This window comes from Nocardioides sp. W7 (genome assembly GCF_022919075.1).
In the GTDB taxonomy this organism is placed as follows: Bacteria; Actinomycetota; Actinomycetes; order Propionibacteriales; family Nocardioidaceae; genus Nocardioides.
Genome location: NZ_CP095078.1, coordinates 2,798,919 through 2,819,096 on the forward strand (window position 1 = coordinate 2,798,919; position 20,178 = coordinate 2,819,096).

Annotated in this window: 19 protein-coding genes; 10 read left to right on the forward strand and 9 right to left on the reverse strand. The window is 71.3% G+C overall.

The genetic code is table 11. The features are described 5' to 3' along the window. Window positions 1–109 precede the first annotated feature (109 nt). The 3 genes from MUB56_RS13305 to MUB56_RS13315 all read left to right on the forward strand — a co-directional run bounded on the left by MUB56_RS13305 (window position 110) and on the right by MUB56_RS13315 (window position 4,043). Window positions 110–931 carry a DUF5666 domain-containing protein gene (locus MUB56_RS13305; RefSeq protein ID WP_244927502.1) on the forward strand — a complete coding sequence of 274 codons (822 nt, stop codon included), beginning with the start codon at window positions 110–112 and terminating at the stop codon, window positions 929–931. Further along, window positions 928–2,778, forward strand: coding sequence for an HlyD family efflux transporter periplasmic adaptor subunit (locus MUB56_RS13310; RefSeq protein WP_244927503.1), 1,851 nt, complete (start codon window positions 928–930; stop codon window positions 2,776–2,778). Before MUB56_RS13305 ends, MUB56_RS13310 begins: the two co-directional genes overlap by 4 nt. 68 nt (window positions 2,779–2,846) lie before the next feature. Next, window positions 2,847–4,043 (forward strand): GAF domain-containing sensor histidine kinase, encoded by a 1,197-nt coding sequence (locus MUB56_RS13315; RefSeq protein WP_244927504.1) that lies wholly within the window; start codon window positions 2,847–2,849, stop codon window positions 4,041–4,043. A 171-nt stretch (window positions 4,044–4,214) separates the two neighbouring features. Here the strand turns inward: MUB56_RS13315 and nadA are convergent, their stop codons facing one another. Beyond that, window positions 4,215–5,387 (reverse strand): quinolinate synthase NadA, encoded by a 1,173-nt coding sequence (nadA, locus tag MUB56_RS13320; protein ID WP_244927505.1) that lies wholly within the window; start codon window positions 5,385–5,387, stop codon window positions 4,215–4,217. 40 nt (window positions 5,388–5,427) lie between these two features. Beyond that, complete coding sequence (locus MUB56_RS13325) at window positions 5,428–6,309, reverse strand: GNAT family N-acetyltransferase (protein ID WP_244927506.1); 882 nt, start codon at window positions 6,307–6,309, stop codon at window positions 5,428–5,430. Between the two features lie 23 nt (window positions 6,310–6,332). On the opposite strand from MUB56_RS13325, the gene MUB56_RS13330 reads away from it, so the two are divergent. Further along, window positions 6,333–7,427: a glycerate kinase gene (locus MUB56_RS13330; protein WP_244927507.1), complete on the forward strand. Its 1,095-nt coding sequence runs from the start codon at window positions 6,333–6,335 to the stop codon at window positions 7,425–7,427. A gap of 62 nt (window positions 7,428–7,489) precedes the next feature. Further along, the gene (gene erpA, locus MUB56_RS13335) at window positions 7,490–7,852 is read left to right on the forward strand and encodes an iron-sulfur cluster insertion protein ErpA (RefSeq protein ID WP_244927508.1); all 363 of its coding nucleotides are present in this window, start codon (window positions 7,490–7,492) and stop codon (window positions 7,850–7,852) included. Between the two features lie 213 nt (window positions 7,853–8,065). Here the strand turns inward: erpA and MUB56_RS13340 are convergent, their stop codons facing one another. Then, entirely contained in the window at window positions 8,066–8,263 is a 198-nt protein-coding gene (locus MUB56_RS13340; protein WP_244927509.1) for a hypothetical protein, read from the reverse strand. Window positions 8,264–8,327: 64 nt separating this feature from the next. Here MUB56_RS13340 and MUB56_RS13345 point away from each other — a divergent pair, with 64 nt between their 5' ends. Beyond that, window positions 8,328–9,311, forward strand: a complete 984-nt coding sequence (locus MUB56_RS13345) for a carbohydrate kinase family protein (protein ID WP_244927510.1) — start codon at window positions 8,328–8,330, stop codon at window positions 9,309–9,311. 18 nt (window positions 9,312–9,329) lie between these two features. Here the strand turns inward: MUB56_RS13345 and MUB56_RS13350 are convergent, their stop codons facing one another. Together MUB56_RS13350 and MUB56_RS13355 are read right to left on the reverse strand one after the other, a co-directional pair. Continuing rightward, window positions 9,330–9,569 carry a sulfurtransferase TusA family protein gene (locus MUB56_RS13350; RefSeq protein ID WP_244927511.1) on the reverse strand — a complete coding sequence of 80 codons (240 nt, stop codon included), beginning with the start codon at window positions 9,567–9,569 and terminating at the stop codon, window positions 9,330–9,332. Continuing rightward, window positions 9,566–10,729, reverse strand: coding sequence for an aminotransferase class V-fold PLP-dependent enzyme (locus MUB56_RS13355; RefSeq protein ID WP_244927512.1), 1,164 nt, complete (start codon window positions 10,727–10,729; stop codon window positions 9,566–9,568). Before MUB56_RS13355 ends, MUB56_RS13350 begins: the two co-directional genes overlap by 4 nt. Before the next feature lie 234 nt (window positions 10,730–10,963). Between MUB56_RS13355 and coxB the strand changes: the two genes are divergently transcribed. From coxB to MUB56_RS13375, 4 genes are all read left to right on the forward strand, one after another. Continuing rightward, window positions 10,964–11,758: a cytochrome c oxidase subunit II gene (gene coxB, locus MUB56_RS13360; protein WP_244927513.1), complete on the forward strand. Its 795-nt coding sequence runs from the start codon at window positions 10,964–10,966 to the stop codon at window positions 11,756–11,758. A gap of 68 nt (window positions 11,759–11,826) precedes the next feature. Then, window positions 11,827–13,509 carry a cytochrome c oxidase subunit I gene (ctaD, locus tag MUB56_RS13365; RefSeq protein ID WP_244932403.1) on the forward strand — a complete coding sequence of 561 codons (1,683 nt, stop codon included), beginning with the start codon at window positions 11,827–11,829 and terminating at the stop codon, window positions 13,507–13,509. Continuing rightward, complete coding sequence (locus tag MUB56_RS13370) at window positions 13,509–13,925, forward strand: cytochrome c oxidase subunit 4 (RefSeq protein WP_244927514.1); 417 nt, start codon at window positions 13,509–13,511, stop codon at window positions 13,923–13,925. The genes ctaD and MUB56_RS13370 overlap by 1 nt, the downstream gene beginning before the upstream one ends. 45 nt (window positions 13,926–13,970) lie before the next feature. Further along, window positions 13,971–15,269, forward strand: a complete 1,299-nt coding sequence (locus tag MUB56_RS13375; protein WP_244927515.1) for an Ig-like domain-containing protein — start codon at window positions 13,971–13,973, stop codon at window positions 15,267–15,269. 29 nt (window positions 15,270–15,298) lie between these two features. On the opposite strand, the gene MUB56_RS13380 is transcribed toward MUB56_RS13375, so the two are convergent. The 4 genes from MUB56_RS13380 to MUB56_RS13395 all read right to left on the reverse strand — a co-directional run bounded on the left by MUB56_RS13380 (window position 15,299) and on the right by MUB56_RS13395 (window position 20,150). Next, entirely contained in the window at window positions 15,299–16,333 is a 1,035-nt protein-coding gene (locus tag MUB56_RS13380) for an LLM class flavin-dependent oxidoreductase (RefSeq protein ID WP_244927516.1), read from the reverse strand. 135 nt (window positions 16,334–16,468) lie between these two features. Beyond that, window positions 16,469–18,220, reverse strand: coding sequence for a ubiquinol-cytochrome c reductase cytochrome b subunit (locus tag MUB56_RS13385; protein ID WP_244927517.1), 1,752 nt, complete (start codon window positions 18,218–18,220; stop codon window positions 16,469–16,471). Further along, window positions 18,220–19,281 carry a Rieske 2Fe-2S domain-containing protein gene (locus MUB56_RS13390; RefSeq protein WP_244927518.1) on the reverse strand — a complete coding sequence of 354 codons (1,062 nt, stop codon included), beginning with the start codon at window positions 19,279–19,281 and terminating at the stop codon, window positions 18,220–18,222. The genes MUB56_RS13385 and MUB56_RS13390 overlap by 1 nt, the downstream gene beginning before the upstream one ends. Beyond that, a complete protein-coding gene (locus MUB56_RS13395; RefSeq protein ID WP_244927519.1) occupies window positions 19,278–20,150 on the reverse strand; it encodes a c-type cytochrome in 873 nt (290 codons plus the stop codon). Before MUB56_RS13395 ends, MUB56_RS13390 begins: the two co-directional genes overlap by 4 nt. Window positions 20,151–20,178: the final 28 nt, after the last annotated feature.

A 20,178-nucleotide genomic window follows, 5' to 3' on the forward strand; every position in this document is an offset into this window, starting at 1 on the left:
TCGGGTTCGGCGTCTACCCCGCGAGCCGGGCCGCCCGGCTCACCCCCATCGACGCGCTGCGCAGCGAATGAGCAGCATGCGTTCCCATCGAGAGGAAGAACCCCGCCCCATGAAGGTCTCCCGCATCACCCGTGGCACCGCATGCTCGGCGCTCCTGATCGCCACCCTCGCCGCCTGTGGTGGGGACAGCGAGCCGGCCACCGACACGGGCGCCGCCGAGTCGCCCGCTGCCGCCCAGGCCGGGGGTCCGGGTGCCGGCGGTCCCGGTAGCGGCGGTCCCGGTGGCGGCGGGATGCCCGGTTCTCCCGGCACCTCCGGCACCATCGCGGCCGTCAGCGGCAAGACCCTGCAGGTCCAGAGCGCGAGCTCGGGGCAGGTGGCGGTCAGCTGGACCGCCGACACGGCCTTCCTCGAGCAGGTCGCCGGCTCCCTGGACGACGTCACGGTCGGCAGCTGCGTGATGGTCACCTCGGACGGCGAGACGGCCGACGGCGAGCCGGTAGCGGCCACCGCCGTCCGGATCACCGAGGCCGTGGACGGCGAGTGCGCCGGCGGCTTCGGCGGCGGCGGACCGGGCGGTGCGCGCCCCGAGGGGATGCCGACCGACATGCCCACCGACCTGCCTGACGGCGGCCGGCGTGGCTTCGGCGTGGCGTTCGGCGAGGTGACCGCGGTGAGCGGCACCGGGTTCACCGTCGAGTCCACGGACAGCAGCGTCGAGGTCACGGTCACGGACGCCACGACGTACTCCTCGACCGTCGAGGCGGACGCCGCCGCGGTCGAGGTCGGCCGCTGCGCCATGGCCGTCGGCGAGGCCGACGACACCGGGGCCGTGACCGCGACCCGGATCAGTCTCAGCGACCCGGTCGACGGCGAGTGCGCCTCCGGCCGCGGACCCGGCGGGTCCCCGGCCCAGGGCGACGCCTCGTGAGGGCGGTCCGACGCATCGGCGCCGCGGCCGTCACCCTCGCCGTGGCCGGTGGCGGGTACGCCGCGTACGCCGCCGCGGCCGAGCCCGACGCGGCATACCGCACCGCCACGGTGAGCATCGCCGACGTCGAGGAGACCCTGGCCCTGGCGGGGACCCTGGCCCCGGCGGGCAGCGCCGACCTGGCGTTCGGCACCGACGGCACGATCTCCGTGCTGACCGTGGAGACCGGCAGCAGGGTCCGGGCCGGCGAGGTGCTGGCCCGGCTGGACCGCCGCCCGCTGCAGCGCGCCGTCCGGAGTGCCCAGTCGGCCGTCGCGTCCGCGAGGGCGCAGCTGGAGTCGGATGAGGACGCCCAGGCCGAGACTGTCGGCGCGGCGACCACGGCGTCGTCGGGATCGACCGGCGCCTCGGCCCCGTCGGGCTCGAGCCAGCCCAGCCAGCACCAGGACCAGGAGCCCGAAGAGGAGTCGAGCGAGCAGCCCACGCAGAGCGAGGCGCCGTCCGCGCAACAGCCCACCCAGCCCGTGGACGTTTCCGCGGCGATGGCCAAGGCGCTCGCAGCCCTCGCCGCGCAGCAGCAGGCGGTCACCTCGACCCAGTCGGCGGCGTCGGTGGCCATCGCGGAGGCCAAGGCCGCCCTCGAGACCCAGACCGCAACCTGCGCGGACGCGTTCGAGGCGGACCCGGCCACCGGCCCGGTCGACGGCTCGGACGATCCTGCCGAGGGAACCGCCGAGGACACCACGGAAGAGTCGGAACCGGCGGACGCGGCCTGCACGGCTGCGCTCGCCACCGTCCAGGACGCCCAGCAGAGCGTGGCCACGGCGCAGGACGCGCTCCAGACCGCCCTCGAGGCACTCGCCGGCACCATCACCGGCGCCGTCGAGACCCTCGACGACGTGGTGGACACCGCGGCCGGGCAGAGCCCGCAGCAGAGCTCGTCCGCATCCACCCAGAGCTCTTCCCAGAACTCCTCCCAGCCGACGCAGCAGAGCACCCCGCAGCCGACGCAGCAGACGACCCCGCAGTCGACCCAGCAGTCGTTGCCGACGACCTCGTCCGGGTCGGAGTCGGGCGGGTCGTCCGGTGGGTCGGCCGGTGGGCCTGCCGGGCGCTCGGGCACCGTCACCGCCGCCACGCTGGCCCGCGACCAGGCGTCGATCGACGAGGCGAAGGCCGAGCTGGTTGCGGCCCGTCAGGCGTTGGCCTCGGCCACGCTGAGGGCGCCGTACGCCGGAACCGTCGCCGCGGTCGCGGCCGAGAGGGGTACGACGACCAACGCGGGCACGACCGTCGTGACGGTGGTCGCCCACGGCACCACCATGGTGCGGGTGTCGGCGACCCAGGCGCAGGTGAGCGCGCTCGCGCTCGGGCAGGCGGCCTCCGTGCTGCCGGCCGGGGCCGACGAGGAGCTGGCCGGGGAGGTCAGCTCGGTCGGGGTGGTGGCCGACACGTCGTCGGGGAGCGCGACGTACTCCGTCATCGTCACCCTCGACGGCCGCAACCTGGGTCTCCCGACGGGGGCGACCGCGTCCGTCGCGGTCGTCGTCGGGACGGCCGAGGACGTGCTGACGGTCCCGACGTCGGCGATCTCCTCGGGCAGTGTGCTGCTCGTGGAGCAGCGCACCGCGACCCGTACGCGGGTCGTCACCGGCCTCGTCGGGACCACCCGGACCGAGGTCGCCTCCGGTCTGGAGGCGGGTCAGCGGGTCGCGCTCGCCGACCTGACCGCCGCGCTTCCGAGCGCGGACACGGAGACCGGAGCCGGGCCTGGCGGCGGCTTCGGCGCGGACTTCGGCGGCAGCCGGGGGACCGGTGGCGGACCGCCGCGGCGACCGGGTGGCTGAGGGGAGCCCACCGGCTCGGCGTGGCTAGACTCCGGCCGGAAACGTCTGGACCACACGAAGGAGCCCCAGTGAGCGTGCCCGCCGCCACGGACGACACGCGTGTCGCCCAGATCGGGCGCTACCGGGTGGTCACCCGGCCACCCCGCGGGGACCTCGTGGCGCTGGTCGACGTCGCCGCCCAGGTGGCCGACGTACCGATGGCGACGATCAACCTGATCACCGACACCGAGCAGCACCAGATCGCCACGGCCGGCTTCGAGGCCTCGGTGTGCGCCCGCGAGGACTCGATGTGCAACGTCGTCTTCCAGGGCGGGGTGCCGGTGATCGTGCCGGACGCGAGCCGGGACGACCGCTTCCGGGACAACCCGTTCGTCACCGGGGTGATCGGAGACGTCCGCTTCTACGCGACGTACCCGCTGGCGACCCCCGAGGGCACGCTGATCGGCACCCTCTGCGTGTTCGACACCGTGCCCCGGACCCTGACCGACAAGCAGAAGCGCGCGCTGGCGCACCTGGCCGACCGGGTCGTCGACCTGCTGGAGCTGGAGCTGCGCACCCGCGAGCTCAGCTCGACCGTCGACGACCTGCGCGACACGCAGTCCGAGCTGGAGCGGTCCAACGAGGTGCTGGCGGCCTTCGCCGGCCAGGTCAGCCACGACCTGCGCAACCCGCTCGCTGCGGTCATGATGGCGCTGGCCATGATCGCCGAGCAGACCGAGGAGTCCGGCGGCTCGACGTTCCTCATGGACCGGGCACTCAGCGGCGCCGAGCGCATGCAGGCGCTCATCGACGACCTGCTGGGCTTCGCCCGGCTCGGTGGCGAGCTCTCCCGGGCGCCCGTCGACCTCGGCGCGCTCGTGGCCGACGTCCGGGAGGACCTGGCAGCGGCGCTGGCCGGAGCCACCGTCGACGTCGAGGAGCTCCCCGTGGTGGTCGGGGACGCGGTCCAGCTGCGCGCGGTCGTCCAGAACCTCGTCGCGAATGCCGCGAAGTTCACGCGCCCGGGGGAGAAGGCCCGGATCGAGATCGGCGCGCTTCGGCAGGGGGACCGCTGGCGGATCCAGGTGTGCGACCACGGGCGCGGCATCGCCCCGGAGCAGCGCGACCGGGTCTTCCAGCCGCTGGCCCGGGTGGACGAGTCGGTCGAGGGCTCCGGCATCGGGCTCGCGACCTGTCGTCGGATCGTCGAGGCGCACGGCGGCCAGATCGGCCTGGACGCCTCGCCGGACGGCGGCACCTGCGCCTGGTTCGAGCTCCCCGCCTGAGCGCGACCCGTCAATGATTCGGCGTTTTTCGCGGCGTGTCGTCTGACGATTGACGGGTCGACCCGGGGACCGCGGCGTACGACGAGCTACCCACGTCGTACGACGACCGCCCGACCCGTCAATCCCGCGCCGACACGCCGCGAAAAATGCCGAGCGAGTGACGGGTCGGCGTCAGTCGCGGGAGGTCTTGCCGGGCAGGGCGAGCATCCGCTCCAGGGCGACCAGCGCCCACTTCTCGGTCTCGGGGTCGACGGTGATCTGGTTCGGCACCGTGCCCGCGACCAGCGACTCCAGCGCCCACACGAAGTGGGGCAGGTCGATCCGGTTCATCGTCGAGCAGTAGCAGACGGTCTTGTCGAGGAACGTGATGCGCTTGTCCGGGTGGGCGTTGGCCAGCCGCTTGACCAGGTTGAGCTCGGTGCCGATGGCCCAGGACGAGCCGGCGGGCGCGGCCTCGATGGTCTTGATGATGAACTCCGTCGAGCCGACCAGGTCGGCCTTCAGCACGACCTCGTGCTGGCACTCGGGGTGCACCAGGATCTGCACGTCCGGGATGGTCGCGCGCAGCTCGTCGACGACCTCGGGGGTGAAGCGGCCGTGCACCGAGCAGTGGCCCTTCCACAGGATCACCCGGGCCTTCTGCAGCTCCTCGACGGTCAGGCCGCCGTTCGGCTTCAGCGGGTTCCACACGACGCACTCGTCGAGGGAGATGCCCATCTTCAGCACCGCGGTGTTGCGGCCGAGGTGCTGGTCGGGGAGGAACAGGATCTTGGCGTCGGGCTTCTGCTCGAAGGCCCACTCGAGGGCGACCTCGGCGTTGCTGGAGGTGCAGACGACGCCGCCGTTGCGGCCGCAGAACGCCTTGATGTCGGCGCTGGAGTTCATGTACGTGACAGGTACGACGGAGTCCGCGATCCCGGCCGCGGTCAGCGCGTCCCAGGTGCTCTTGACCTGGGCCAGCCGGGCCATGTCGGCCATCGAGCAGCCGGCGGCCAGGTCGGGCAGGATCACCTTCTGGTCCGGCCCGGTGAGGATGTCGGCCGACTCCGCCATGAAGTGGACGCCGCAGAAGACGATGAACTCGGCGTCGGGCCGGCCGGCCGCGTCGCGCGCCAGCTTGAAGGAGTCACCGGTGACGTCGGCGAACGCGATCACCTCGTCGCGCTGGTAGTGGTGGCCCAGCACGAAGAGCCGCTCGCCCAGGGCGGCCTTGGCCGCCGCGGCGCGCGCGACCAGGTCGGGGTCGGACGGCGAGGGCAGGTCGCCCGGGCAGTCGACGCCGCGCTCGGAGGCGATGTCGGTGCCACGGCCCAGCGGCAGCAGCGGGAGATCGACGGTCGTCATGTCTGGATCGTATTCCTGTGCTCGGGTGAGGCCGCAAACGTCACAGCAGGGCACCGTTGTGAACGTACGGCGCCGGCGGTTTCATCCCGCGCAGTCCCAGGTAGCCCTCCTGGTGCAGCTCCAGGCGCGCGGCCATCCCCACGTCGATCGCCCACTCGTTGGCCACGGTGAGGTGCGGGACGACGGTCTCGCCGGTGGTGCCGGCGAGCGCGGCCCACAGCAGCCGCGTCGCCGTACGACGGTTGCTCGCGGCGAGCAGCGCCAGGCTGCCGTCGGGACCGACGTAGGCGTAGCCGGACCCGCTGGTGGTGTCCGAGACCAGCAGCCGCCACGCGGCGAGCATCAGCTGGTGGTCCGGTCCGTGCGCCGCCCCCCGGGTCTGCCGGTCCAGCGAGTCGAGCAGGTCGACGTCGCCGGCCGTGCCCTCGCGGACCTTGTCGATCACGGGGATCGCGCTGCGGTCGACGGTGCCGCGCAGGAGCATCTGCGGGTGCAGCGTGAAGCCCGCCAGGCGGTAGCGCCGCGCCGCCTTCGGGTCGGCGGAGGCCGTGAGCATCCCGCGCAGACAGCCCCGGCCGTGCGTCATCGCCGTGTCGAGCAGCCGCTTGCCGAGCCCGTGGCCCTGCAGACCCGGTCGTACGGCGTACGTCGCGAGGAACCAGGTGCCCTCGCGCACGAACGAGGTCGCGAACCCGACCAGCTCGCCGCCGACCTCCGCGACCCAGCAGCCGCCGGCGTCGGTGAGGAGGAAGTGCTGCGTGCGGGTCACCCAGTTGCCGGCGCGGACGGCCGGGCGGCGCTCCGGCTCCGGCAGGCCAGGCCGATGTGACCGGACGTCGAGGTCGTAGAAGCTCTCGGCGCTCAGCCGCTCCGCCACCGGGACGTCGTCGGGCCGCATCGGCCGGATCAGCACGTCGTTCACAGCACCGACCCTATGGTTCGTCCATGCGCATCCTGGTCGCCCCCGACAAGTTCGCGGGCACGCTCACGGCCCTCGAAGCCGCCGAGGCGATAGCGGTCGGCTGGCGCCGGCACGCCCCGGACGACGAGCTCGACCTGGCGCCGATGGCCGACGGCGGGCCGGGCTTCGTCGACGTCCTGCACGCCGCCCTCGGCGGCAGCCTGCTCGCGGTGACCGTCCGCGGCCCGTTCGGCGAGCAGGTGCCGGGCACCGTGCTGGTGGTGGGCGAGACGGCGTACGTCGAGAGTGCGCAGGCGTGCGGCCTGCACCTGACCGGCGCCCAGCGCGCCGAGGAGGCCACGACGTACGGCGTGGGCGAGCTCGTGCTCGCGGCGGTCGCGGCCGGCGCGTCCACCGTCGTGGTGGGACTGGGCGGCAGCGGCACCAACGACGGGGGAGCGGGTCTGCTCGCGGCGCTCGGGGCGAGTGCCGACCGGCCGCTGGACCGGGGCGCCGCCGGGCTCGCGGGCGTCACCACGGTGACGGTGCCGGAGGTCGGCGTGCGGCTGGTCGCCGCCAGCGACGTGGACAACCCGCTGGCCGGCCTGCTCGGCGCGACCAAGACCTTCGGGCCGCAGAAGGGGATCCCGGAGGAGCGGCTGCCGGTCGTCGACGGCTGGCTGGAGGAGCTGGCCGTGGCCGCCGGGCGGCGTACCGCGCTGGAGAAGGGCGCCGGCGCGGCGGGGGGACTCGGCTTCGCGCTGCTGCTCCTCGGCGCGACCCGCGAGCCGGGCATCGAGCTGGTGGCCACGGCGGTCCGGCTCGCCGAGCGCGCCCGCGCGGCCGACCTGGTGCTCACCGGCGAGGGGGCCTTCGACTTCTCCAGCCGCTCCGGCAAGGTGCCGTACGGCGTCGCGAGCATCGCCGAGTCCGCCCTCCGGCCCTGCGTCGCGCTGGCCGGCCAGGTGCTGGTCGGGTCCCGCGAGATGCGAGCGCTCGGCGTCGAGTCGGCGTACTCCCTGGTCGACCTGGTCGGCCAGGAGCGGGCCTTCGCGGATCCCGCCGGCTCGTTGGCCGAGCTCGCGGCCCGGGTCGCTCGCACCTGGTCGCCTCGCCGACCGAGCGCCGCCGGGGAATAACGCCCGGTGTGCGAGGATTGAGCCAGTAGCCCACACCCCCGCACCTCATTGGGAGCACAGACATGACCGAGCAGGTGGACACGACCACAGAGCGTCGCACCGACCAGATCAACCTGAGCCCGGTGGCGGCGACGAAGGTGAAGAACCTTCTCGACCAGGAGGGTCGCGACGACCTGCAGCTGCGGATCTCGGTGCAGCCGGGTGGCTGCTCGGGCCTGCGCTACCAGCTCTTCTTCGACGAGCGCACCCTCGACGGCGACGTCGTCACCGACTTCGACGGCGTGTCCGTCGTGGTCGACCGGATGAGCGTCCCCTACCTCAACGGCGCGATGATCGACTTCGTCGACAGCATCGAGAAGCAGGGCTTCACCATCGACAACCCCAACGCCACGGGATCCTGCGCGTGCGGTGACTCGTTCCACTGACGAGATCGAGGACGCGCCAGCGGACTCGATGATGGTGGTCGAGCGAGCGCTCTGACTGAGCCTGCGAAGTCAGAAGGCGCGTGTCGAGACCCAGTCGTTCCTGAACAGCAGCACCACGCACCACACAACAGCCCCCCGCCGGTGACCGGCGGGGGGCTGTTGGCGTCGAACGGCCGAGGGAGGGGTGGCCGCCGAAGTGCGGGGTGGGGCGCCTCAGTCCAGGTGGAGCTGAAGCGCGTTGGCGATCCGGGTCGCGGCCTCGGTGATCTCGATCTCCGGCTTCGCGACGTCGCGGGGGTAGTCCTCGTAGCGCAGCGACGGTCCCGTGGCGGGCAGGTGACGTACGACGGCCTCGCAGTCGGCGTGCATCTCCTGCAGCGAGCTCAGGTCGTCGTGGGAGAGCTGGGTCATGGGAAGGACGCTAGGGGCTACTCCGGGGTAGTCCCAGCGGTACCCACGGGTAGTCTTCCGTGCCATGTCACTGCTGATCGCCGGTTCCATCGCCACCGACCACCTGATGGGCTACGCCGGGAAGTTCTCCGACTCCCTGGTGGTGGAGCAGCTGGACAAGATCTCGCTCTCCTTCCTCGTCGACGACCTGGAGATCCGGCGCGGTGGCGTCGCCGCCAACATGTGCTTCGGTCTGGGCCGGCTCGGCCTGAACCCGGTCCTCGTCGGATCGGCCGGCGAGGACTTCGCCGACTACCGCTCGTGGCTGGAGCGGCACGGCGTGAACTGCTCCCACGTGCGGATCTCCGAGACCCGTCACACCGCCCGGTTCGTGTGCACGACCGACCCGACGGGCGCACAGATCGCCTCCTTCTACCCCGGCGCGATGAGCGAGGCCCGGCTGATGGAGCTCGGTCCGATCGTCGACCGGGTCGGGGCACCGACGTACGTCCTGATCGGTGCCGACGACCCGGACGGGATGCTGCGCCACACCCAGGAGTGCCGCCAGCGCGGCTACCCGTTCATCGCCGACCCCAGCCAGCAGCTCGCGTTCAGTGGCGGCGAGCTGATCCGCGACCTCGTCGATGGGGCGGCGATCCTGTTCTCCAACGAGTACGAGTCCCACCTGATCGAGCAGAAGACCGGCTGGTCCGCCGAGGAGATTCTCTCCCGGGTCGGCACCCAGGTGACCACCCTCGGTGCCCAGGGCGTCCGGGTGAGCCGGGTCGGCGAGCCCGACATCGTGCTCCCCGCAGCGAAGAACGTCACCGCCGTCGAGCCGACCGGGGTCGGCGACGCCTTCCGGTCCGGCTTCCTGGCCGCCGTCACCTGGGGCGTCGACCACGAGCGTGCGGCCCAGGTCGGGTGCGTGCTCGCGGCGTACGTCGTGGAGACGGTGGGCACCCAGGAGTACACCTTCACCCGCGACCAGTTCCTGGGCCGCCTGGAGGAGTCCTACGGCCCCGAGGCGGCCAAGGACATCGAGCCGCACCTCGCGCTGGTGCGCTGACCCTCCCGATCGGGCAGCTCAGGTCAGCCGGCGCACCAGGTAGCGGGGCACGTCGTCGTCGGCGCGGTCCTCGCCGAGGTACTCCTGCCCGCGCATCCGGCACCACGCCGGTACGTCGTGGCGCGCGGCGACGTCGGTGGCCACCACGGCCACCACGCCGCCGAGCGGCACCTGCGGGAACCGCTTGCCGAGCTCGATGACCGGCAGCGGGCAGAGCAGGCCGCGGCAGTCGAGCTCGACGTCGACCGGGGTGTTCACAGGCCCGCGTCCGCGCGGATCGCGGTGACCACCTCGGGCAGCGCGGCCAGGAAGGCGTCGACGTCGTCGGCGGTCGCGTCGCGGGCGAGCGAGAGCCGCACGTTGCCGTGCGTCAGCGCGCCCATCGCGGCCAAGACCCGGCTCGGCTCCAGGCTCGACGAGGTGCACGCGGAGCCGCTCGCGACCGAGAACCCGCGGCGGGCCAGGCCGTCGACCAGCGCCTCGCCGTCGACGTAGAGGCACGAGAACGTCAGCAGGTGGGGGAGCCGGCCCACCGGGTCGCCGACCACCTCGACGTCCGGGACGGCGGCCACGCCGGCCCGCACCCGGTCCACGAGCGCCGCCTGCCGGGCGTTGACCGCGTCGCGCTCGCCAACGACCGCCTGCAGTGCCGCCGCGGCGGCCAGGGCGGCGGGGACGTTCTCGAAGCCGGAGACCCGCTCGTCGACCCGGTCGTCGCCCGGGAACGGCGTCGTCCAGCGCACCCCCTTGCGCACCAGCAGCACCCCGATCCCGGCCGGACCGCCCCACTTGTGAGCCGAGCCTGCGGCGGCCGACCAGCCGGCCGGCAGGGGGAGCCGGCCCATCGACGCGCAGGCGTCGACGAACAGCGGCACCTGCGACGAGGCGTCGTGCAGCGCGGCAGCGACCTCGGCGACGGGCTGCAGCGTGCCGACCTCGTGGTTGGCGCTCTGCACGGCGACCAGCCCGATCCCGGGGGAGCCGGCCGCCGCGGCGACGTCGTCGGGCGCGACCCGCCCCCACGGGTCGACCGGCACCTCCACGTGGCCCTCGGGGCGGCGCCACCGGGCGGCGTGGACGACGGCGGAGTGCTCGACCGCGGTCATCACCACCCGGTCGCCGAGCCCCGGCCGCGCCGCGAGCAGGCCGAGCAGGCCGCGGTGCACCGCCTCGGTGCCCGAGGAGGTGAAGGAGACCTCGTCGGGGCGCACACCCAGGCACTCCGCCACGACCGCCCGGGCGTTGTCGAGAAGCAGCCGCGCGTTGCGGGCCGGACCGTGCAGCCGGCGCGGGTCGGCGTACCCCTGGTCGAGCGCGGCCAGGAGGGTCTCGCGCGCCGCCGGATGCAGGGACTCCGCCGAGGCGGTGTCGAAGTAGCGGGGCAGGGGTACCCCGGACCGGGCCGCTGCATTTGTCACACCGGGAACCTACCGGGTGCCCCGCTCCCGCGACCGGCGTGCGATTCGGATAGTGTTCGGCAGTACTTGTGAATGCCCGAGAGGAAGGCTCCAGCGTTGAGTCTGCAACTCCCCAGGCGCGGGACCGGAGGGCGCGGATACCTCCGCCGCCTGCTCCTGATCTCCGTGCTCGGTGTCAGCGTCGTAGCCCTCGCCGGCTGTGGATCCGATAGCGGCCAATGGAAGCGGCTGGCGATGCCCGAGCCGGCGACCAAGCAGGGCGAGCACACCCTCGACCTGTGGCAGGGCGCGTGGATCGCTGCCCTGATCACCGGTGTCGTGGTGTGGGGACTCATCGCCTGGGTCGTCATCCGCTACCGCCGCCGCAGCGACGACGAGATCCCGATCCAGACCCGTTACAACCTGCCGCTCGAGATCTTCTACACGATCGCGCCGATCATGATGGTCGTCGTCTTCTTCCAGCAGACCGTCGAGACCCAGAACGTCCTGCTCGACCGCTCCAAGGAGCCCGAGAACATCGTCGAGGTCACTGCTCAGCAGTGGAGCTGGGCGTTCAACCACGGCGTCGGCGAGCTCGACTACAGCGCCGACGAGGAGGGGGAGAACGACGACGACACCTTCCCCTACGCGAAGTACGCCTACGTCTCCGGCACCGGGTCCGACATCCCGACGCTCTACCTGCCGGTCGGCGTCACCACGCGGTTCAACCTGCACTCACCCGACGTCATCCACGACTTCGGCGTCCCCGGCTTCCTGATGAAGATGGACGTCATCCCGGGTCGGGTGAACTCCTTCGAGGTCACCCCCCAGACGACCGGCACCTTCGCCGGCAAGTGCTACGAGCTCTGCGGGGTCTACCACTCGCGGATGCTCTTCGAGGTGAAGATCGTCAGCGTCGAGGAGTACGACGCCCACGTCGACGGCCTCGTCGAGCAGGGCGCGACCTCCGAGAAGCCCCTGATCGGCGGCAGCTACGCCGACACGCAGGTGGGTCTCGATTCCGACGAGCACGAGGGAGCAGCAGAGTGACTGCCACCGCGAGCAGGCCGGCCATCGCTCCGGCCCGCAAGCCGCTGGGCCAGGAGCTGGTCCGGATCATGACCACCACCGATCACAAGCTGATCGGCAAGATGTACCTGATCACGTCGTTCGTGTGGTTCCTGATCGGTGGCCTGATGGCGCTGCTGATCCGCTCCGAGCTGGCCTACCCGGGCAACCAGATCGTCAACGACGAGCTCTACAACCAGCTGTTCACGATGCACGGCACGATCATGCTGCTGCTCTTCGCGACGCCGTTGTTCTTCGGGTTCGCGAACGTGATCATGCCGCTGCAGATCGGCTCCCCGGACGTCGCGTTCCCTCGTCTGAACATGTTCAGCTACTGGCTGTTCCTGTTCGGCGGCCTGATCGCGGCCTCCGGCTTCCTGACCCCGCAGGGCGCGGCCGACTTCGGTTGGTTCGCCTACACCCCGCTCTCCGACGCCGTGCGCTCGCCGGGCGTGGGCGGTGACCTGTGGATCATGGGCCTGTGGATGGCCGGCCTCGGCACGATCCTCGGCGCGGTCAACTTCATCACCACGATCATCTGCATGCGCGCCCCCGGCATGACGATGTTCCGGATGCCGCTGTTCGTGTGGAACACCCTGATCACCTCGCTGCTCGTGCTGATCGCGTTCCCGGTGCTCGCCGGCGCGCTGCTCTCGCTCGAGGCCGATCGACAGATCGGGGCCCACGTCTTCGACACCGCCCACGGCGGCGCGATCCTGTGGCAGCACCTGTTCTGGTTCTTCGGGCACCCGGAGGTCTACATCATCGCGCTGCCGTTCTTCGGCATCGTGACGGAGATCCTCCCGGTGTTCAGCCGCAAGCCGATCTTCGGCTACGTCGGCCTGGTCGGCGCGACGCTCGGCATCGCGATCCTCTCGGTCGCGGTGTGGGCGCACCACATGTTCGTCACGGGGGCGGTCGACCTACCGTTCTTCTCCGGTATGACGTTCTTGATCGCGGTGCCGACCGGAGTGAAGTTCTTCAACTGGATCGGCACGATGTGGGGCGGGTCGTTGTCCTTCGACACCCCGATGCTGTGGTCGATCGGCTTCCTCACGACCTTCCTCTTCGGTGGTCTGACCGGCATCATCCTGGCCAGCCCGCCGCTCGACTTCCACGTCTCCGACTCCTACTTCGTGGTCGCGCACTTCCACTACGTCGTCTTCGGCACCGTGGTGTTCGCGATGTTCGCCGGGTTCTACTTCTGGTGGCCGAAGATGACCGGTCGGATGCTCGACGAGCGCCTCGGCAAGCTGCACTTCTGGCTGCTGTTCGTCGGCTTCCACACGACGTTCCTGGTCCAGCACTGGCTGGGTGTCGAGGGCATGCCGCGTCGCTACGCCGACTACCTGCCCGGCGACGGCTTCACCACCCTCAACCAGGTCTCGACCATCGGTGCCTTCCTGCTCAGCGCCTCGACGTTGCCGTTCTTCTACAACGTCTACGTGTCGCGCCGGGCTCCGAAGGTGGAGGTCGACGACCCGTGGGGCTGGGGCCGCTCGCTGGAGTGGGCCACCAGCTGCCCGCCGCCGCGCCACAACTTCGTGACGATCCCGCGGATCCGCTCGGAGTCCCCGGCCTTCGACCTCCACCACCCGGAGATCGCCGCGCTGGAGCTCGAGGAGAACACCGCGGCCCGGGACGGGAAGCCGGCGGACGCACCTGACATGGAGGGCCGGGCGGAGATGCTCGACGACCGGACCCACGGCGACGACCAGGAGGGCAAGCACTGATGAAGGCCGAAGCCTGGATCTTCGCGGCCTGCACCATCTTCCTGGTGCTGGTCACCCCGGCGTACTGGCTGGTCACCGACGCCAGCGACCACGGTGGCGACTGGACCGGTACGTCCGCGCTGTTCATGACCACCCTGCTGACCGCCATGGTCACGCTCTACCTCGGCTTCCACGCCCGCCGGATGGACCCCCGTCCGGAGGACCGCAAGGAGGCCGAGATCGCCGACGGTGCCGGGGAGCTCGGGTTCTTCCCGCCGTACTCCTGGTGGCCGCTGTGGTGTGCGCTGACGCTGAGCGTCATCGTCTTCGCCCTGGCCATGACCGCCTGGTGGCTGGTCATCATCGGCGCCGCGCTGGGCTCGCTCGCCCTGAGCGGCCTGATCTTCGAGTACTACCGCGGAGAGCACGCGCACTGACGCACCCGTGACGCGCGCAGCACCGGCAGGTTTCTCTGCCGGCGGGTGCGCGCGGTTACGCTTGACGAGCCGCCGGACGTCCACGTCCGGCGGCTCGCCGCGTCCTTCCTGGAGTTCTGCATGTTCGTGAGCCGTGCCCGCTCGGCCCTCGTCACCGGCACCGCACTGGTGCTCGCCGCCGCCCTGACGGCCTGCGACGCGGGCTCCGCCTTCACCGGATCCGCTGGGGACGATCCATCCCCTGCCGCATCGGAGGCCGCCGCCGCGGCGCAGAGCGGCCGGGTGCACGCCAACGTGCGCACCGGTGCGACCGACGTGCCGGTCGACCAGGTGCTGGCAGTGCGCGCCGAAGGCTCCCGGCTCACGAGCGTCTCGGTCGCCCCCACCTCTGGTGACGGGGCGGGCGAGGTCGCGGGCGCGCTGAGCGCTGACGAGACCTCCTGGACCGCGACCGGACTGCTGGAGCCCGGCACGTCGTACGTCCTGCGCGCCCGCGCGAGCGCCGCCGACGGCGCGACCGTGCGGCGGGTCGCGCGGTTCAGCACCCGGGAGCTCTCGCTCGAGGAGCAGACCTACGCCTCCGTCGCCCCGCTCGCCGGCGAGACCGTCGGGGTCGGGATGCCGGTCGTGGTCTCCTTCGACGTCCCGGTGACCGATCGGGCCTCGATCGAGCAGCACCTGCACGTCACCTCCAGCCCGGTCCAGCGGGGCAGCTGGCGCTGGATCAGCGACACCGAGGTGCACTGGCGTCCGAAGAGGTACTGGCGGGCCGGCACCGACGTGACCGTCGACGTCGACATCAACTCGGTGCCCGCCGGCGGCGGGGTGTACGGCCAGGAGAGCCGGCGGATCGAGTTCCACGTCGGCGACGCCAACGTCTACAAGGTCGATGCGAAGAGCCACCAGATGCAGGTGTTCAGCAACGGCAAGCTGCTCCGGAAGCTGCCGATCACGACGGGCAAGGCCGGGTTCACGACCCGCTCGGGCACCAAGGTGATCATGGAGAAGTCCGAGAAGCGGCGGATGAACTCCGAGACGGTCGGCATCGCCGCGGGCAGCTCGGAGGCCTACGACATCAACGACGTGCGCTGGGCGATGCGGCTGACCCACTCCGGGGAGTTCATCCACGCCGCCCCGTGGTCGGTGGGCTCCCAGGGGCGCGAGAACGTCAGCCACGGCTGCACCGGCCTGAGCACCGCCGACGCCGGCTGGCTCTACGCCATGAGCAAGCGTGGCGATGTCGTCGAGTACGTCGGCACCGACCGGCCGATGACCCTCGACAACGGGTACGGCGACTGGAACGCCTCGTTCGCCGACTACCGCCAGGGCTCCGCGCTCAGCTGACCCGGACTCGGCCCGGACACCGCCCGGGCTCAGTCCGCCAGCAGCTCGCGCACCCGGGGCGCTACCTCGGTGCCGTACAGCTCCACGGAGCGCATCAGGTGCTCGTGCGGCATCGGGCCGTTGCTGTACTTCAGGTCGAAGCGGTCGATCCCGAGCACCCGCACGGTGGCCGCGATCTTCTGGGCCACGGTCTCGGGGGAGCCGACGTAGAGCGAGCCGCCGGACACCTCCCGCTCGAAGTCGAGGCGCGAGGCCGGCGGCCAGCCGCGCTCGGCGCCGATCCGGTCGCGGTTGGCCTTGAAGTGCGGGAACAGCAGCTCCTTGGCCTGCTCGTCGGTGTCGAAGACGAACCCGGGGGAGTGCACCAGGATCGGCAGCGTCGGCTGGTCGAGCTCGTCGAGCGCCCGCCGGTAGAGGTCGGCGTACGGCGCGAACCGGGCCGGCTCGCCGCCGATGATCGCCAGGGCCAGCGGGAAGCCGTAGCGGGCGGCGCGGACGACGGACTCGGGTGAGCCACCGACGCCGACCCAGGCGGGCAGGCTCCCGCGCTCGGTCTTCGGGTAGACCTCGGCGCCCACCAGCGGACGTCGTACCGTCCCCTCCCAGGAGACCTCGCCCTCGGACCGCAGGGCGGCGAACAGGTCGAGCTTCTCGCTGAACAGCCGCTCGTAGTCGCCGAGATCGAGGCCGAACAGCGGGAAGGACTCGGTGAACGAGCCCCGACCCAGGGTCACCTCCGCGCGGCCCCGCGAGATCGCGTCGAGGGTGGCGAACCGCTCGTAGACGCGGACCGGGTCGTCGGAGCTCAGCACCGTCACGGCCGTGCCCAGCACGATCCGCTCGGTCCGCGCCGCGATCGCGCTCAGCACGATGTCGGGGGCCGACACGGCGTAGTCGTCGCGGTGGTGCTCCCCGACCCCGAACGCATCGACGCCGACCCGGTCGGCCAGCACGCCCTGCTCGACGGTGTTGCGGACCACCTCGGCGTGCGAGAGGGGAGTGCCGTCGAGGTCGACGGTGACGTCGCCGAACGTGTCGAGGCCGAGCTGGAGGCCGGTGCCCATGGTGGTGTCCTTCGCTAGTTGGTTGCCTGTTCAACCACCACTGGTGGGCGGCGCATTCCGGCCCTCTCGCGGTGCGGGAAAGGCACGAGGGCCCCGGGAGATCCCGGGGCCCTCGTGGTGGTGCAGGTGCGGTGCTCAGTGGTCGCCGCGGAGCTGCTCGCCCTCGACCGAGTGGTGGCCGTCGAACTGGTGTCCGTCGGCCGCGTGACCGTCCAGGGACGCCTGCAGCTCGTGCTCGTGGTCGGCGTGGTGGTGCGCCTCGCCGAGCTCGGTCGCCGTGGGCTTCTGCACGTTGTCCCCGAACCAGAGCGTCGACAGCCGCGCGCGCAGTGCCTGCTTGCGGCTGGCCGGCGCCGGGATGCCGTTCTCGTCGACGTTGTCCTCGACCGTGTAGACCTCGTCGCGGTCGCGCGCCGTGATGGCGTACGCCTTGTCGGGGCTGAGCGGCAGGTGCTTCTCGGAGTAGCCGCCCTCGGGGGACCGCATGATGATGCCGGTCTCGTAGCCGTGCAGCAGCTTGTCGTTGTCGTGCCGCTGCAGCGAGATGCACCAGCGTCGGGTGATCAGGAACGCGACCACGGGTCCGACGAAGACCAGGAACCGCATCCAGTAGGTGATCGTGTTGATCGACATGTGCAGCTTGATCGCGATGATGTCGTTGCCGCCCGCGGCCCACAGCAGGCCGTAGAAGGTCATCAGCGCGACCATCAACGCCGTACGCGTCGGAGCGTTGCGAGGACGCTGCAGCAGGTGGTGGTCCCGCTTGTCGCCGGTGATCCAGGACTCCAGGAACGGCAGCATCATCAGGATCGTGAACATCAGGCCCGGCAGCACGATGATCGGCAGGAAGACGTTCCAGGCGATCGTGAAGTCGCCCCACAGGTGGGTCTCCCACCCGGGCATGATCCGCAGCGCGCCGTCCGGCCAGCCCATGTACCAGTCGGGCTGAGAGCCCGCGGTCACCTTGGACGGGTCGTACGGCCCGTACATCCACACCGGGTTGATCTGCATCAGGCCACCCATGAGAGCGGTGACGCCGAAGACGATGAAGAAGAACCCGCCGGCCTTGGCGGCGTACACCGGCAGCATCGGGAAGCCGACGACGTTCTGCTCGGTGCGGCCGGGACCAGGCCACTGGGTGTGCTTGTGGTACACGAGCAGCAGCATGTGGGCCGCGATCAGGGCGAGCAGCAGCCCCGGGATCAGCAGCACGTGGATGATGTAGAGCCGCGGGATGATCGCGTCGCCGGGGAACTCGCCACCGAAGAGGAAGAACGAGAGGTACGTCCCCACGACGGGGATCGACTTCATGAACCCGTCAGCGGCGCGGACGCCGGTGCCGGAGAGCAGGTCGTCGGGGAGCGAGTAGCCGGTGAAGCCCTCGAGGGTGCCGAGCAGCAGCAGCAGCGACCCGATGACCCAGTTGAGCTCGCGGGGCTTGCGGTGCGCGCCCGTGAAGAACACCCGGAGCAGGTGGATCATCATCGAGGCGATGAACAGCATCGCCGCCCAGTGGTGCATCTGCCGCATGAGCAGGCCACCGCGGACGTCGAACGAGATGTCGAGCGTGGAGACCATCGCCTCGGACATCGCGACGCCACGCAGCTGGTCGTACGAGCCCTCGTAGTGGATCTCGCTCATGCTGGGGGTGAACCACAGCGTGAGGAAGACGCCGCTGAGCAGCAGGACGACGAAGCTCCACAGGGCGATCTCGCCGAGCATGAAGGACCAGTGGTCCGGGAAGACCTTGCGCAGGTTCTTCTTGGCCATGGTGGCCAGGCCGAGCCGCTCGTCGGCCCAGGTGGCCACGGCGCCGGCCTTGCTTGGCTTGGCCGGGGTCGCGGCCGAGCTGTTGCTCGACGCGACCTTGCTGGTGTCGATGGCCATCAGTAGTCACGCTCCCAGAAGCTTGGTCCGACGGGCTCGGTGAAGTCGCTCTGGGCGACGAGGTAGCCCTCGGGGTCGACCGCGATCGGCAGCTGGGGCAGGGCCCGGGCCGCGGGGCCGAAGATGACGCGTCCCGCGTCGGCCAGGTCGAAGGTCGACTGGTGGCACGGGCACAGCAGGTGGTGGGTCTTGCGCTCGTTCAGCGAGATCGGGCAGCCGACGTGAGTGCAGATCTTGGAGTAGCAGAGGATCCCGTCGACGCTCCAGTTCTCGCGTCCGCGGGCGGGCACGTTGTCGGCCGGATCCATCCGGATCAGGACGACGGCGGCCTTGGACTTCGCGACCTGCAGCTCGACACCCTCGATCAGCGGCTGGCCGTTGTCGTCGGTCTCGAAGATCGCGGCAGGCTCGGCGTTGAACAGGTCGCCGATCTCGATGTCGGAGGGCCGGATCGGCGTACCGACGACGTCGCGCACGATGCGCATGCCCTGCTTCCAGACGGTGTGCTCCAGGCCGGCACCGGTCGCCGCGTCGGACACCTGGGCGTTGGTCGGGCCCAGGTCGCGCAGCAGCACGATCACCGGGGCGCCCAGGATGGCGACGGCACCCAGCAGGGAGTTGCGGACCAGGGGACGGCGCGCGATGCCGGACTCCTCGAGGCCGGCCTGCAGGGCCGCGATGGTGGCCGCCCGGTCCTCCTCGCTGGAGGCGGCCGGGTGGCGCTGCTCGCTGATCTCGTGGTCACCCATCAGCTTGCGTGCCCACTGGATGATGCCGATGCCGATGAGCAGCAGCGCACCGCCGAGGCTGCTGCCCAGGGCGACGGTCGAGGCGCCCAGGCCCAGGACGGTGTCGTGGTTGTCGCCGATCTCCAGGGCGAAGTAGGCCACCACGAAGAGCACGGCGCAGACCGCGGAGAGCCCGAACATCGCAGCGACCTGGCGCTCGGCGCGCTTCTCGGCCTTGGGGTCGACATCGGTCGGCCGCCAGGTGTGCTCCGGCAGGCCCGGGTTGTCGATCGGCTCCTCCGCCGGGACGGGGAGGTTGTCGTGGCCGGTCACGCGTCCACCTTCTTCTTCGTCGTGCGCGTGGTGTGGGCGGCGATCCAGACCGCGAAGCCCACGAGGCCTCCGATGCCGATCAGCCAGGCGAACAGGCCCTCGGAGACGGGGCCGAGGCCGCCGAGGGTGAAGCCGCCGTACGCCGGCTGCTCCCGCAGCGAGTAGAGGTAGGCGATGACGTCGCGCTTCTCTTCGGGCGCGAGGTTGCCGTTGGAGAAGCTGTCCATCTGGCCGGGGCCGGTCAGCATGGCCTCGTAGATGTGCACGGCCTCGGTGTCGCTCAGGTCGGGCGCGAAGCCGCCCTGGGGCATGGCGCCGCCCTTGCCGTTGAAGTTGTGGCAGGCGGTGCAGTTGGTGAGGAAGATCTGGCCGCCTCGGGAGATCGCGGCCTCGCGCTCGTCATCGTCGAGCCCGTTGGTGCTGTAGTCCTCCTCCGAGGGGCGGGCGGGGCCGGGGCCGAGCGAGGCGACGTACGCCGCGAGCTGCTCGACCTCCTCGTCGGAGAAGGTCCGGGGCTTGACCTGACCCTGGACGCCTGGCTGGGCCAGCGGCATCCGGCCGGTCTCGACCTGGAAGTGCACGGCGGCGGCGCCGACGCCCACGAGGGAGGGGCCGTAGTTGTCACCGTTGACGGTGGCGATGCCCTCGCCGTTCTGACCGTGGCAGAACGAGCAGCCCTGGAGGAAGAGCTTGCGCCCCTCCTCGACCTGGACGGCATTGCTCTGCGCGTTCTCGGCCTGGGAGCTGGGCATCACCGCATAGGTGATCCCGCCTGTGGTGAGAAGTCCGATGAGGAGCAGCGCCAACCCGGCGAGACGGCTGCGGCGATGCCGCGAGAGTCGACCGGCGGAGCGGTTGAGGAGACGCACGAATTGTTCCTTGCGAGTCGGCGGGGCG

Excerpts from the sequence above, each read along its gene's own strand:
- MUB56_RS13305 (WP_244927502.1), top strand. The coding sequence starts at position 110 with ATGAAGGTCTCCCGCATCACCCGTGGCACCGCATGCTCGGCGCTCCTG.
- nadA (WP_244927505.1), bottom strand. The coding sequence starts at position 5,387 with ATGACGACCGTCGATCTCCCGCTGCTGCCGCTGGGCCGTGGCACCGAC.
- MUB56_RS13330 (WP_244927507.1), top strand. The coding sequence starts at position 6,333 with ATGCGCATCCTGGTCGCCCCCGACAAGTTCGCGGGCACGCTCACGGCC.
- erpA (WP_244927508.1), top strand. The coding sequence starts at position 7,490 with ATGACCGAGCAGGTGGACACGACCACAGAGCGTCGCACCGACCAGATC.
- MUB56_RS13340 (WP_244927509.1), bottom strand. The coding sequence starts at position 8,263 with ATGACCCAGCTCTCCCACGACGACCTGAGCTCGCTGCAGGAGATGCAC.
- MUB56_RS13345 (WP_244927510.1), top strand. The coding sequence starts at position 8,328 with ATGTCACTGCTGATCGCCGGTTCCATCGCCACCGACCACCTGATGGGC.
- coxB (WP_244927513.1), top strand. The coding sequence starts at position 10,964 with ATGCCCGAGCCGGCGACCAAGCAGGGCGAGCACACCCTCGACCTGTGG.
- ctaD (WP_244932403.1), top strand. The coding sequence starts at position 11,827 with ATGACCACCACCGATCACAAGCTGATCGGCAAGATGTACCTGATCACG.
- MUB56_RS13370 (WP_244927514.1), top strand. The coding sequence starts at position 13,509 with ATGAAGGCCGAAGCCTGGATCTTCGCGGCCTGCACCATCTTCCTGGTG.
- MUB56_RS13380 (WP_244927516.1), bottom strand. The coding sequence starts at position 16,333 with ATGGGCACCGGCCTCCAGCTCGGCCTCGACACGTTCGGCGACGTCACC.
- MUB56_RS13385 (WP_244927517.1), bottom strand. The coding sequence starts at position 18,220 with ATGGCCATCGACACCAGCAAGGTCGCGTCGAGCAACAGCTCGGCCGCG.